At 36.6% G+C, this 13,719-nt stretch carries 9 protein-coding genes, 4 tRNA genes and 3 rRNA genes; all 16 read right to left on the minus strand.

Annotated features, from left to right (window positions below):
* Complete coding sequence (locus FVE72_RS10075; RefSeq protein ID WP_026738226.1) at positions 1-600, minus strand: ECF transporter S component; 600 nt, start codon at positions 598-600, stop codon at positions 1-3.
* Positions 601-706: 106 nt separating this feature from the next.
* Positions 707-1,603 carry an alpha/beta fold hydrolase gene (locus tag FVE72_RS10080; RefSeq protein ID WP_026738227.1) on the minus strand — a complete coding sequence of 299 codons (897 nt, stop codon included), beginning with the start codon at positions 1,601-1,603 and terminating at the stop codon, positions 707-709.
* Positions 1,604-1,634: 31 nt separating this feature from the next.
* The gene (locus FVE72_RS10085) at positions 1,635-2,435 is read right to left on the minus strand and encodes an SDR family NAD(P)-dependent oxidoreductase (RefSeq protein WP_026738228.1); all 801 of its coding nucleotides are present in this window, start codon (positions 2,433-2,435) and stop codon (positions 1,635-1,637) included.
* Between the two features lie 84 nt (positions 2,436-2,519).
* Positions 2,520-2,596 (minus strand) — tRNA-Asn (locus FVE72_RS10090).
* A 14-nt stretch (positions 2,597-2,610) separates the two neighbouring features.
* Positions 2,611-2,725: ribosomal RNA gene (rrf, locus tag FVE72_RS10095) — 5S ribosomal RNA — on the minus strand.
* A 48-nt stretch (positions 2,726-2,773) separates the two neighbouring features.
* A 23S ribosomal RNA gene (locus FVE72_RS10100) occupies positions 2,774-5,690 on the minus strand.
* Between the two features lie 95 nt (positions 5,691-5,785).
* Positions 5,786-7,297 (minus strand): 16S ribosomal RNA (locus FVE72_RS10105).
* The 16S, 23S and 5S rRNA genes sit together here with 1 tRNA gene alongside, the layout of an rRNA operon.
* Before the next feature lie 228 nt (positions 7,298-7,525).
* The gene (tsaD, locus tag FVE72_RS10110) at positions 7,526-8,527 is read right to left on the minus strand and encodes a tRNA (adenosine(37)-N6)-threonylcarbamoyltransferase complex transferase subunit TsaD (protein ID WP_026738230.1); all 1,002 of its coding nucleotides are present in this window, start codon (positions 8,525-8,527) and stop codon (positions 7,526-7,528) included.
* A 101-nt stretch (positions 8,528-8,628) separates the two neighbouring features.
* The gene (locus FVE72_RS10115) at positions 8,629-9,657 is read right to left on the minus strand and encodes a glycosyltransferase family 9 protein (protein ID WP_036056219.1); all 1,029 of its coding nucleotides are present in this window, start codon (positions 9,655-9,657) and stop codon (positions 8,629-8,631) included.
* Between the two features lie 29 nt (positions 9,658-9,686).
* Positions 9,687-10,673 carry an aldo/keto reductase gene (locus FVE72_RS10120; protein WP_232049450.1) on the minus strand — a complete coding sequence of 329 codons (987 nt, stop codon included), beginning with the start codon at positions 10,671-10,673 and terminating at the stop codon, positions 9,687-9,689.
* A 236-nt stretch (positions 10,674-10,909) separates the two neighbouring features.
* Positions 10,910-10,986: transfer RNA gene (locus FVE72_RS10125), tRNA-Met, on the minus strand.
* Positions 10,987-10,991: 5 nt separating this feature from the next.
* Positions 10,992-11,068 (minus strand) — tRNA-Met (locus tag FVE72_RS10130).
* Positions 11,069-11,097: 29 nt separating this feature from the next.
* Positions 11,098-11,185: transfer RNA gene (locus tag FVE72_RS10135), tRNA-Leu, on the minus strand.
* 115 nt (positions 11,186-11,300) lie between these two features.
* Positions 11,301-11,909, minus strand: coding sequence for a DUF4125 family protein (locus FVE72_RS10140; RefSeq protein WP_026738233.1), 609 nt, complete (start codon positions 11,907-11,909; stop codon positions 11,301-11,303).
* A gap of 8 nt (positions 11,910-11,917) precedes the next feature.
* Positions 11,918-12,868 carry a DUF4037 domain-containing protein gene (locus FVE72_RS10145; RefSeq protein WP_026738234.1) on the minus strand — a complete coding sequence of 317 codons (951 nt, stop codon included), beginning with the start codon at positions 12,866-12,868 and terminating at the stop codon, positions 11,918-11,920.
* A gap of 1 nt (position 12,869) precedes the next feature.
* Positions 12,870-13,703 carry a tetratricopeptide repeat protein gene (locus FVE72_RS10150; RefSeq protein WP_026738235.1) on the minus strand — a complete coding sequence of 278 codons (834 nt, stop codon included), beginning with the start codon at positions 13,701-13,703 and terminating at the stop codon, positions 12,870-12,872.
* Positions 13,704-13,719 lie beyond the last annotated feature (16 nt).

Here is a 13,719-nt window from a genome sequence, read left to right on the forward strand (position 1 = left end):
TTATTTTTTGGATTTATTTATATATTTCTCACCGAATTTAAATTTTATTAAATATCTTGATGACATACTTTTCAGTATTAAAATACATATTATTACAGTCACAAGCTTATCAGCAAATTCAGTTATTATAGTTGAACTTATTACAGCTTCCCATATTTGTTTTCCTGATGCCAAAAATAGTCCTGTTATGGAAGAAGTCATATTTCCCGTAGAACCCCCAAATACTAATACAGTTATAGGTGCTGAAACCACAACTGCAACAGTTGTAAGTATCAAAGACGAAACTGCTATTTTTATTATAACATTGTTTCCGAACTTAAATCTTGCCAGAAATCCTGCCACTAATGCCAAAAAAACCGAAGTAGGAATATAGGCAAGATACACAGGATCAAACATTCCTGAAACAATGCTGGTAAGTATAGCCGCAATAGCTCCTATCCAAGGACCTGCAAGAAAACTTATAAAAATTGTTCCTACAGTATCCAAAAATATAGGTAACTGAAGTAACTTTACAATTCCAAATCCTGCCATATTTATCGCCACAGCCACCGGTATAAGTAAAATAGCCATTAAAGAAAAATCCTCTTTTATACTTTTCATTTCTAATTCCTCCTGATTTTATATTTAAAAATATTTTAGCTTTAATAAATAGTAAAAAATACTCTATTATACACTCTTTATTTTATAGTTTTTCTCACAAAGCAAACTATTTTTCCCTTTCATTCAACCATTTCAATATTTCATCATAAATCACATATTTATTAATTTCGTTCAATGACTCATGCCGTCCTCCTTCATTGGCAAGCACATTGATTCTTCTTTTCTTTTTTCTGAGAACTGACAAGATTTTATTTACATAATCTATATCCATAGCTTTATCCTCAGTTCCGTGAATTATGAGCATATTCGCATCAGGTCTTATTTTTTTATATTTTTTATTTATAAAATTCATCATTTTTATTATTCCTACAAAAACTTTAGGCGAAAGAGCATATCCGCACAATTCGCTTTCTTCATATTTACTGCATTCCTCATTATTTCTGGACAACCAGTCAAATTTTGTCTGATTAGGTGCAAAAAAACTGTTATATTTTTTAAATTCTTTATTGAAAAAAGATTTCTTCTTAAATATGAGCATTCTTTCAAAAAATGAAAGCAGCTTTGCACCGAAAAGTTCCGAATTTTTTTTAACAGGAAACCCCGACAATATAAAATATTTATAATTATTTTCTATAGCCCAATTTGCAACTATTAAAGATCCCATACTATGTCCAAACAAAGTTGTATTTTCTGATTTTATTCCTTTAGGAAATAACTCTTTTTCAAAAAACTCATTTATATCTCCAAAAACATTCTGTATGCCTTTTTTACCGAAATCTCCTATTTCTCCCTCTTTTAGCTCTCCATGTCCTCTTATCTCGGGAATAAACACATTATATCCGTTTGCAGACAGAAAATTTCCGAATTCTTCGTATCTTTCCACAGGCTCCGCAACTCCGTGAAATATAATAATATTATTTTTAAACTGCTCTCCCCGATTTGACTCAAAATACAAATAAGGAATTTTTGTATTATCAAAACTTTCAAAATATCTTTTTTCCATCTTCTTCCTTTCCTATTCATCAATATATAAATTAGTTATCCTTTATTTCCTGTAACTTTCTTACAAGTCTGACAGTTAATCTTCTGGTCGATATTTTAGCTCCTAATACCGCCAGTTTATTCATAAATCCCGGTATTATAATCCTTTTCTTTTTAGTAAAATCCCTATAAGCAATTTCTGCAACTTCTTTTGCAGTCATCACTTTCAACTTTGAAAACAATCCTGAACCTGTTAAATTAGAACTTTTTTCAAATTCAGTATCTGTAGGACCCGGACATAAAACAGAGATTGTAACATTCGTCTTTCTTAATTCCTCTCTTAAAGCTTCCGAAAAAGATAATATATATGCTTTACTCGCATAATAATTTGCCATTAAAGGTCCTCCCGGCTGAAATCCCGCAATAGAAGAAACATTCAGTATACTTCCTTCGTTCTTTTTAATCATATCATCAAGAAACAGTTTTGTAAGCTCAACTACCGATTTTACATTCAAATTTATCATTCTGTCATTTCTTTGCATCTGTTCAGAGGAATATTCAGCAAACTCTCCATATATACCTGATCCGGCATTATTTATTAATACGTCAATTTCAATACCTTTTGATTTTATAATATCAAATAACTCATAAGCTGATCTTTCCTCAGACAAATCAACAGAAATAATTTCTATCAATAAGTTATCGCTAATATTCTTCAAAATATCATCTTTCAGAACACTTAAATTTTCAGTTCTTCTCGCTGCAAGAACTAAATTATATCCGTTTTCAGCATACAATTTGGAAAGTTCATAACCTATCCCGCTACTTGCACCTGTTATTAAAACTGTTTTCATAAAAATTCTCCGGCAAATATTTTTAATTATATATATTATATCAAAAAAATAATAGAAAAGAAAGAAAAGAAAATATAAAAAAAATGGCGTCCCCGGATGGATTCGAACCAACGACCCTTTGGTTAACAGCCAAATGCTCTAACCGACTGAGCTACGGAGACGCAAAAAAGAAAAAGTTTGGCGATTACCGATTTTCCCTAGAAGTAAATCTAAGTATTTTAGGCGTAAACAGACTTAACTGCCGGGTTCGAAATGTAACCGGGTGTATCCCTGTTGCTAAGATCACCAAACTGAATATAAAGACAATGAGAAATAAATAGTAGTAGTAAAAGAAGTTAAATAAAAAGCTAACGTAATATTAGTACCGGTCAGCTAAATACATTACTGTACTTACACCTCCAGCCTATCACCACCTGTTCTCGATGGTTACTTAAAAGAATACTCATCTTAAAGTGGGCTTCTCACTTAGATGCTTTCAGCGATTATCCCTTCCAAACGTGACTACCCGGCCATGCTACTGGCGTAACAACCGGTACATCAGAGGTTTGTCCATCCCGGTCCTCTCGTACTAAGGACAGATCTCTTCAATATTCTAACGCCTGCAGTGGATAGGGACCGAACTGTCTCACGACGTTCTGAACCCAGCTCGCGTGCCTCTTTAATGGGCGAACAGCCCAACCCTTGGGACCTTCTCCAGCCCCAGGATGAGACGAGCCGACATCGAGGTGCCAAACACTTCCGTCGATATGGACTCTTGGGAAGTATCAGCCTGTTATCCCGGGGTAGCTTTTATCCGTTGAGCGACGGCCTTTCCATTCAGCACCGCCGGATCACTAACTCCTACTTTCGTACCTGCTCGACCCGTCAGTCTCGCAGTCAAGCTCCCTTTGCGTTTGCACTCTCCGGTTGATTTCCATCCAACCTGAGGGAACCTTTGAACGCCTCCGTTACTCTTTTGGAGGCGACCGCCCCAGTCAAACTGCCCACCTGGCACTGTCTCATATACTACAAATATATGATTAGAATTTCAACAACATATGGTTGGTATTCCAACGACGACTCTGATAAAACTGACGCCTTATCTTCTCAGTCTCCCAACTATCCTATACACACATTGCCAAAACCCAATGCCAAGCTACAGTAAAGCTCCACGGGGTCTTTCCGTCCTACTGCAGGTAATCGGTATCTTCACCGACATTACAACTTCACCAGGTCTCCAGCCAAGACAGCTCCCAAATCATTTCACCATTCGTGCAGGTCGGAACTTACCCGACAAGGAATTTCGCTACCTTAGGACCGTTATAGTTACGGCCGCCGTTCACCGGGGCTTCAATTCGAATCTCTCAATCCTCCTCTTAACCTTCCGGCACTGGGCAGGTGTCAGCCCATATACGTCGCCTTTCAGCTTAGCATAGACCTGTGTTTTTGGTAAACAGTTGCTTGGGACTCTTCACTGCGACCTATTTCCCCTCGTGGTGTCTCTCCACTCAAGTATATTAGGTACCCTTCTCCCGAAGTTACGGGGCTATTTTGCAGAGTTCCTTAGCTGAGTTATCCTGTCGGCCTTAAGTTTCTCACTCTGTCCACCTGTGTCGGTTTTCAGTACGGGCACTACTTCTCTCGATAGAAGTTTTTCTCGGCAGTGTAGGATCTGTAACTTATACCATATGGTACTTACCCATCAGGTCTCACATTTAAATATACGGATTTGCCTATATATTCATGCTACTCCCTTAGAAAGACTATTCCGTCAGTCTTCTTACATACCTTCCTGCGTCACTCCTTCTCTAATAACGATTATAGTGGTATAGGAATATTAACCTATTTTCCATTCGCATACGCTCCTTAGCCTCTGCTTAGGTCCCGACTCCCCCAGGGCGGACAAACCTTCCCCTGGAAACCTTGGACTTCCGGCCGGATGGATTCTCACCATCCTTCTCGCTACTCATTCCTGCATTCTCACTTCTGATACCTCCAATATACCTTCCAGTACACCTTCTTCGGCCTACAGAACGCTCTCCTACCAATTAGATTACTCTAATTCCACAGCTTCGGTTTATGTCTTAGCCCGTTATATCTTCGGCGCAGATACTCTCGACCAGTGAGCTATTACGCACTCTTTTAAGGTATGGCTGCTTCTAAGCCAACCTCCTGGTTGTCTATGAATATCCACCTCCTTTCCCACTTAGACATAATTTGGGACCTTAGCCGGTGGTCTGGGTTGTTTCCCTCTCGTCCATGGACCTTGTCATCCATAGACTCACTCCTAATCATCAATATATGGTATTCGTAGTTTGCTTGATTTCGGTAAGCTATATGCCCCTTAGATCATACAGTGCTCTACCCCCACATATCTAAATTAAGGCTGCACCTAAATGCATTTCGGAGAGAACGAGCTATCTCCTAGTTCGATTGGCTTTTCACCCCTAAACCTATCTCATCTCCCAACTTTTCAACGGCGGTGAGTTCGGTCCTCCACTGAGTCTTACCCCAGCTTCAACCTGGACAGGCCTAGATCACTAGGTTTCGCGTCTATGATATGCGACTTGTCGCCCTATTAAGACTCGGTTTCCCTTCGGCTCCGCTTACTTAACCTCGCCACATATCATAACTCGCAGGATGATTAACCAAAATCCACGCAGTCACACATTTCTGTGCTCCTACCGCTTGTAAGCACACGGTTTCAAATTCTTTTTCACTCCCTTGCTCAGGGTTCTTTTCACCTTTCCCTCACGGTACTCTCCTCTATCGGTCAACTAAAGTATTTAGCCTTACGTGATTTGGTCCACGCTGATTCACACCAAATTCCTCGTGTTCGATGCTACTCGGGATTATATCTATCATTATATCATACTTACACTATACAGGACTGTCACCTTCTTCGGTTTAGCTTCCCAACTAATTCCGCTTCATACAACATAACTTAAACTTTATGGCTATCTGTTCATTCTATATCCCTCTACCCCATATATGCAACGTCGCCAACTTCTACACATACATGGTTTAGGCTCTTCCCCGTTCGCTCGCCGCTACTTAGAGAATCGTTTTTACTTTCTTTTCCTCCCGCTACTTAGATGTTTCAGTTCACGGACTTACCTCTCTCGTGTATACTCTCCCAGTATACAGGTTCTCCCATTCGGATATCTATGTCTATTGCGGTTACTTGCACCTTAACATAGCTTTTCGCAGCTTATCACGTCCTTCTTCGGCTTTAGTTGCCTAGGCATCCTCCGTGTGCCCTTATTTCGCTTTTTTCATTGTAACTCTTTTACCTACTATTCATTTCTCATTGTCCTTTTTAGACTTTATTTAAACACAAGAAGAAGAAAGATGTTTTCTTTTCTCCTTAGAAAGGAGGTGATCCATCCGCACCTTCCGGTACGGATACCTTGTTACGACTTCACCCCAATCACTATTCACACCTTAGGTACCTTCCTCCTAAGTTAGACCAGTAACTTCAGGTGCAAACAACTCTCGTGGTGTGACGGGCGGTGTGTACAAGACCCGAGAACGTATTCACCGCAACATTGCTGATTTGCGATTACTAGCGATTCCAACTTCATGAAGTCGAGTTGCAGACTTCAATCCGAACTTAGAACAGCTTTCAAGATTCGCTCCATATCACTATCTCGCTCCTCTTTGTACTGCCCATTGTAGCACGTGTGTAGCCCAGATCATAAGGGGCATGATGACTTGACGTCATCCCCACCTTCCTCCTGCTCTTCGCAGGCAGTCTCGCTAGAGTCCCCAACTTAATGATGGTAACTAACGATAAGGGTTGCGCTCGTTGCGGGACTTAACCCAACATCTCACGACACGAGCTGTCGACAGCCATGCACCACCTGTCTCTACGTTCCCGAAGGCACCATGTATCCTCATACATGTTCGTAGGATGTCAAGATCTGGTAAGGTTCCTCGCGTTGCGTCGAATTAAACCACATGCTCCACCGCTTGTGCGGGTCCCCGTCAATTCCTTTGAGTTTCAACCTTGCGGTCGTACTCCCCAGGCGGATCACTTATCGCATTTGCTTCGGCACAGACAGTCTTCCTGCCCACACCCAGTGATCATCGTTTACAGCTAGGACTACCAGGGTATCTAATCCTGTTCGCTCCCCTAGCTTTCGCACTTCAGCGTCAGTTATCGTCCAGTGAGCTATCTTCATCATCGGCATTCCTACACATATCTACGAATTTCACCTCTACTCGTGTAGTTCCGCCCACCTTTCCAATACTCTAGACAATCAGTTTCAAAGGCAAGCTTACAGTTGAGCCGCAAGTTTTCACCCCTGACTTGATCGTCCGCCTAGATGCCCTTTATGCCCAATAATTCCGGATAACGCTCGCGACATACGTATTACCGCGGCTGCTGGCACGTATTTAGCCGTCGCTTCTTCTGTGGGTACCGTCACTTCCTTCTTCCCCACTGAAAGCACTTTACAATCCGAAAACCTTCTTCGTGCACACAGAATTGCTGGATCAGAGTCTCCTCCATTGTCCAATATTCCCCACTGCTGCCTCCCGTAAGAGTAAGGGCCGTATCTCAGTCCCCTTGTGGCCGTCCACCCTCTCAGGCCGGCTACCTATCATCGCCTTGGTAAGCCATTACCTTACCAACTAGCTAATAGGACGCAAAGCTCTCTTTCAGCATCTCTTTTCATTAATCTCTCATGCAATCAATTAATTATATCCGGTCTTATCAGAAGTTTCCCTCTGTTATCCCAGTCTGAAAGGTAAGTTCTTTACGCGTTACTCACCCGTCCGCCATGGTTACCAAATTAACAAGTTAATTCTTCCCCATCGACTTGCATGTGTTAAGCATTCTGTCAGCGTTCATCCTGAGCCAGGATCAAACTCTTCATTCAATATATCTCTATATTTCCTTTATTTCACCATTATTTCATCTTTTCACATCTTTGCTTCTTCTTCTCATGTTTTCATTGTCCTCGCCAACTACACTCCCGTAATTGACAAAAATTATATTACCAAATTTATTACCCTTTGTCAAGATATTTCTGAAAAAATTTTGAAAAAAATTTTTCGACCACAATATAACATCGTTTATAAATCCGTTTTTACTATATATAGTTTTTTTACTTTCTATTTTTTTCTTTTGTAGATTCGGCATCAATATCATATTTATTTTTTTCAAAACTTTTTTTATTTTTTAACTTATAATAAGCTGCTGCACCTATCATTGCTCCATTATCGGTACAATACTCGAATTTCGGAAAATGTATTTCCACATTTTCAGGCAATTCTTTAAACTTTTCTCTAAGTCTTTTATTTGCGGAAACTCCTCCTGCTACCAATACAGTTTTTACTTTTTTTTCAGCTAAAGCTTTTATTACTTTATCATACAGAACTTTAACAACCGTTTCCTGAAAAGACTTGGCTATGTCTTCTTTATTTATTTCATGATTTTTCATTTTTTCCCGGTTTACAAAATTTGTAACGTACGTTTTTATTCCGCTGAAGCTGAAATCAAAATTATCTACATCCGGTTTTTTTATTTTTAATGTATCTTCTCCGAAAGTTGAAATCTTTTCAATTTCAGGCCCTCCTGGATAAGGCAGATCGAGTATTCTTGCTACTTTATCATAACTTTCTCCTACTGCATCGTCTAAAGTTTCTCCTATCAATTCCGTTTCCAAATTTTCATTTATATAGTACAGATTTGTATGTCCGCCTGAGACAACCAGAGAAATTGCCGGTAACTTTATATCATTTTCAATAAAACTTGAAAAAATATGTCCGTCTATATGATTTACGGGAATTATCGGAATATCATTCGAATAACTTAAAGACTTGGCAAACATAAGTCCTACAAGCAATGACCCTATTAATCCGGGAGTATTTGTTACAGCAATGTAATCTATATCTTTTAGAGTGCATTTTGCTTTTTCCATAGCTTCATTAAAAACGGGCAATATATTTTCTATATGGTGTCTGGAAGCTATCTCAGGCACAACTCCTCCGTATTCTTTATGTATATCTATCTGGGAAGATATTATGTTACTCAGTACATTTTTCCCGTTTTCTACAACTGCAACAGATGTTTCGTCGCAGGAAGTTTCAAAGGCAAGTATTTTCATTTTTAAAACTTAAGATTATCTCAATCAATATCTTCCCGCATCATCGGAAACAATACAATCAGCGAGATACGTACACCGGAAGTTGGAAAATCAGCACTTCCTTATTGGATAATCATATCCTCCTTATTTTCAGTCATTATTTTATTATAAACTTCATCTACCGAAATATCCGACATACATTTTTCATATTTTTTCGGAAATTTGTCATCTCCATACAAAGAATGAGCTGGACAATCAGGATTTTTAATCAGAAAAGTTGTATCTTCAAAATTAAACAGTTTCGGATCTGTAGGCCCGAAAAATACAAATATCTTTGCTTTTAATGCCCTCGCAATATGAAAAGGTCCTGAATCATTTACAACTGCTATTCGGGCATATTTCAATATTATCCCGCTTTCTTTAAAAGATATTTTCCCACATAAATTTATTATTTTTTCTTTTTCTTCAACAGAATTATAATCTTCTTTTCCGCCTATAATAAAAACTCTTATATCATTATTTTCGATTATTCTTTTTGCTAACTCATTATAATACGGCCATTTTTTTGTGAATTTCGAGGCTCCCGGAGCCAATACAAAATAAGGTTTTGACAATAAATCGTATTTTTCAGTTAATTCTTTTTCCTGTATCGAATCAAAATAAAATTCCAGTTCATCACCTTTTCCCGATTGCAAGGAACTTTTATCAAAAGTGATTCCCAATTTTTTCAATGCGGTAAAATAGCTTTCTACAATAGTGCAATCTGCATTATAAGTTATTAACTTTGTTTTTACAAGTAACGTTTTCCACCATTTTCTTTTTTTATATTTAAGATATTTCGTTTTTTTGTTCCCAAGACTTTTTCCGATTATCCTTGAAAGAATTTTGGAATGTAAATCTATGACATAATCATAATTTTCATTTTTTAGTTTATTTATAATATTTTTTATATATTCCCTGTTTTTACTTTCTTTTCTTTCAAATATTATCAGATTACGAATATTCGGATTTAAAGAAATCGCTTCAGAAAAAGTGTCGTAAACTAAAAAATCTATATCCGCCTGAGGATATTTTTCCTTTATCTTTTTTATAACAGGAGTTGTCAACACAATATCTCCGAAAGAGCTGAATCTTATTATAAGTATTTTCATCTGTTTCCTCATTTTTATAATTTTTTATATTAAAGTGCTCCCATTACTTTGTGAGGGATATAAGGTTCTTCAAGAAACTTTATATCTTCTTCGGTTAATTTCACATCCAGTGCCGATACAGCTGTTTCAATATGAGAAAACTTTGTTGCACCGACGATAGGAGCTGCAACCTGTTCTTTTTGAAGTAACCACGCAAGAGCAATTTCAGCTCTTTGTCTATTATATTTTTCAGCTATTTCTTTTACTCTTTCAATTATTATTTTATCGTATTCCATTGTAGAATCATATTTTCCTTTTGCAGTCTGATCGGTTTCTTCTCTTTTAGTTTTTTCTGCCGATATATCCCTTGTCAATCTTCCTGAAGCAAGAGGGCTGTAAGGAGTTACTGCTATTTTTTCTTCTTTGCACAAAGGCATCATTTCTCTTTCTTCTTCTCTGTACAATAGATTCAAATGATTCTGCATCGAAACAAACTTTGTCCAACCGTTCTTTTCAGCTGTATTCAAGGCTTTTTGAAACTGCCACGCATACATAGCCGATGCACCTATATATCTTGCTTTACCCGACTTCACAACATCATGCAAAGATGACATAGTTTCTTCAATAGGTGTATTATAATCCCATCTATGAATTATATAAAGATCTACATAATCTGTTCCAAGTCTTTTAAGACTGTTATCTATTTCGGTCATAATAGCTTTCCTTGACAATCCCCGGGCATTTGCTCCCTGACGCATTTCAAAGAATACTTTTGTAGCAATTACAACTTCATCACGTTTAGCATAATCTTTTAATGCTTTTCCCAAAATTTCTTCACTTCTTCCGAGAGAATAGACATTCGCCGTATCGAAAAAGTTAATTCCCGATTCCAAGGCTTTTTTTATTACCGAACGGCTTTCCTCTTCTTCCAGAACCCATTTGTGAATCCAGTTTTCAGTATCTCCGAAACCCATACATCCCAAACATATTTTAGATACTTCCAATCCAGTGTTTCCCAATTTAGTGTACTCCATCATATCACCTCTCATTTTTTCTGTCTTTACTTTTGCTGTCTTAATTTTATAGAAATATTATACTCCATTGCTTTAAAAATAACAATGATTTTTATTTTGTAAGACCTTGTCAGGATTTATTGACACTTTATTTGTGAATAAGAAAAAAAGAAAGTTCAACACTTTCTTCTTCATAAATATAAATAATTTATAATATACCTGCTATTGAATCAACTGCAAATATATTTTTATAATTCAGTTGGTGCCTAGAAAAGGATTCGAACCTTCGACCCTGCGGGTATGAACCGCATGCTCTAGCCGACTGAGCTATCTAGGCAAAATTGGTGGCGGGAGCCGGATTCGAACCAACGACCTTCGGGTTATGAGCCCGACGAGCTACCAGACTGCTCTATCCCGCGACATCAAAATCCTTTTCAATAAGTTTCTGTGGTGCCTCGGGCCGGACTTGAACCGGCACGGTAATAATTACCACAGGATTTTAAGTCCTGTGCGTCTACCGATTTCGCCACCAAGGCACATTTTCAACTTATTTCTTAAAGACAAAACAAATTATATATTAATGAGTGTTATTTGTCAAGTTTTTTTTCATTAATTATCGTATTTTTTTAAATTTTTCTTTTTTATAACCTTTTAAATCTTATCTTCGGCATCTTCCAAAGAAGCGTATCCTTTTTCTTTTACAATATTTTCTATGTTTATCTTTGCCAAATTTATATTTTTTTCGATACATTCTTTTATATAATCAAAATATAATTTTACCGTTTTTAGCGAATAAGAAAGCAACTCACCTCTCAAATAAGTTTCTATGGAAGTGTATTCGGGAGTGTCGTCTTTTGAATTAAGCGGTCTTCCTCTATCAGTCAGCTTGGGATATTTTTTTATAAGATCCCGCTCCCAATCCAGATATATTTCAACAATTTGATCTGCTATTTTCATTTTTTCTTCGGAAATTTCAGGCAAAAACTTTTTTATTTTTTCATATTCATCAGGTGCACTGTATTTCATCATTCTTGCATATTTTTCCACAACTATGTTTTGTTTGTTTCCTTCCGCAATTTTCAAATCTTCCAGATAACTTTCAAGTATATTTAACGGCAAGGTTTTCCATTGGCTCTCTCTCATAATTATAAATTCTTTTTTATTATCCTGACATGATGCTCTTCCTCCGGTATTTTGAGCCATTTGAAAAAACACCCATTCTCTTTCAAGGATTTCTCTTATAATTTTTTCTTTGTCCATGTTTTCTCCTAATCCAGCCAAGGCGACCAATTTCTCAGTTTTTCATCTTTTATTTTATGCTGAACATAAGGTCCGTAATCAGATAAAAAATCACTTTTTAAATGTTTGTCCACTATATTCTGTTTTTTTAATTCTCCTATTATATCCATGCAAATATTTTCAATTATTTCGATTTTTCTGTTTACTTCATTTACAGGCAACTCAGATAATTCTTTTATAAGGAAATAAGATTTTTCTCCTAAAATCGGAAGTTCTTTCAATCTTCTGTGCATCCATTTATAAAAAAGTTTATATTCTCTGTTAAGCAGATGAATCATATGAATAGCTTCATCTATAAACTCCGCTTCTGCAATTTTAGCAGCTACGGTTTCTCCTCTTTTCATACAACGCCGGAAATTATACTGACCTGACTGTCCTATTTTCATACATCTTGTAGCAATTTTATTCAGCCTTATGTCTTCAGGAAAATATTTTTTAAGTTTTTCTCTTATTTTTGAAAATTCTCCTAAGTTATCAACAAATACCTCGCCATTTACTGCAGAAGCAAGAGCCGTTTCAGGAATAAGACGCCAATCATAAAGATTTCCAGGTCCTGCTTCTGTTCCTAAAAATTTATAATACCAGTCATTCATATTCAAAACTCCTCGACGATCATTTCCCCATTCACTTATATTAAGAGCTTTAAATCCCATAAATTCTTTTGGAAGTTTATCAAGTTTTTCCTGAATTTCTTTACCGTAATTATTATAATCCGAGTCTGTCAACCATATACAACAGGACGGACCGAAATCATGATCCCGAGATATTTCGTCATCATATCCGAAACATTCGGAGCCCTCTCCTGCAAGTCCTATCGCCATTCTTTCCAACAGTTCGGAAAAGTTTTTTTGCAATTCGGGTAAATATATATTTTCAAAATAAAGTTTTGACAATTCCAGTCCTTTTATTTTTTTATCCATTTTATTTTCCTTCTAATCTTTCTCTTACAATTTCAATATTCGACATAAGATTTTTATAATTAGTACTGTTTTCTCCAAAAGATTTTTTACAAATTTCGGCACTTTCTTCAAAAAACTCCAAAGCCTTTTTATAATTTCCTTCATTATAATAATGAATCGCAAGATTATTGAGAGAAGCCGAATATAAGCTGTGATTTTTACCTACTTCTTTTTCAATTAATTCCAGAGATTTTTTTAAATATTCTTCAGATAATTCTTTTTTTCCGATCTTCATATAAGGAATTACAAGATTACTCAGTGTAGTCGCATATTGCAGTTTATATTTTTCGGAATTTTCAAGAATTTTCAAACTTTTTTCATGGAGTTTTACAGCATTTTCATATTTTCCTTGCTCCTGATAAAACAATCCCAAGTTATTACATACTCCTGCGTACAAATAGTCATTCTGAAGATTGTTCTTTTCATATATTTTTATCGTGTCCAAATATAATTTTTCAGTCTCATCAAACTTTCTCATAAATCTGTAAACTTCGGCTAAATTAAGATTACATGTGGCATAACTTACATTTTCATTTCCGTAACGTTTTTCTATAAGATCTCGTGCTTTCAATAAAGCATTTACAGCTTCATCAAAAGCACCTACATATTTCAGTGTGCCTCCAAGTTCATTCAGAATTTTTATATTTTCGTCACTTTCAACTCCGTAAACTTCCTCAGTAAGCATAGCCAATTTTCTTAATACTTCCACTTCTTCCAAAGTTTTTCCCTGCTGCATATACATATTTCTTAACTGTGCCATTTCTTTAATTTTGATTTTTTTCTCATTTATATCCATTTTTTGACCTTTCTTT

It is taken from the genome of Pseudoleptotrichia goodfellowii, from assembly GCF_007990505.1.
Classification (GTDB): domain Bacteria; phylum Fusobacteriota; class Fusobacteriia; order Fusobacteriales; family Leptotrichiaceae; genus Pseudoleptotrichia; species Pseudoleptotrichia goodfellowii.

Bases quoted from the DNA above. Each gene is read 5' to 3' on its own strand.
- FVE72_RS10080 (WP_026738227.1), bottom strand. From the start codon at position 1,603: ATGGAAAAAAGATATTTTGAAAGTTTTGATAATACAAAAATTCCTTAT.
- FVE72_RS10145 (WP_026738234.1), bottom strand. From the start codon at position 12,868: ATGGATAAAAAAATAAAAGGACTGGAATTGTCAAAACTTTATTTTGAA.
- FVE72_RS10115 (WP_036056219.1), bottom strand. From the start codon at position 9,657: ATGAAAATACTTATAATAAGATTCAGCTCTTTCGGAGATATTGTGTTG.
- FVE72_RS10085 (WP_026738228.1), bottom strand. From the start codon at position 2,435: ATGAAAACAGTTTTAATAACAGGTGCAAGTAGCGGGATAGGTTATGAA.
- tsaD (WP_026738230.1), bottom strand. From the start codon at position 8,527: ATGAAAATACTTGCCTTTGAAACTTCCTGCGACGAAACATCTGTTGCA.
- FVE72_RS10150 (WP_026738235.1), bottom strand. From the start codon at position 13,703: ATGGATATAAATGAGAAAAAAATCAAAATTAAAGAAATGGCACAGTTA.
- FVE72_RS10120 (WP_232049450.1), bottom strand. From the start codon at position 10,673: ATGATGGAGTACACTAAATTGGGAAACACTGGATTGGAAGTATCTAAA.
- FVE72_RS10140 (WP_026738233.1), bottom strand. From the start codon at position 11,909: ATGGACAAAGAAAAAATTATAAGAGAAATCCTTGAAAGAGAATGGGTG.
- FVE72_RS10075 (WP_026738226.1), bottom strand. From the start codon at position 600: ATGAAAAGTATAAAAGAGGATTTTTCTTTAATGGCTATTTTACTTATA.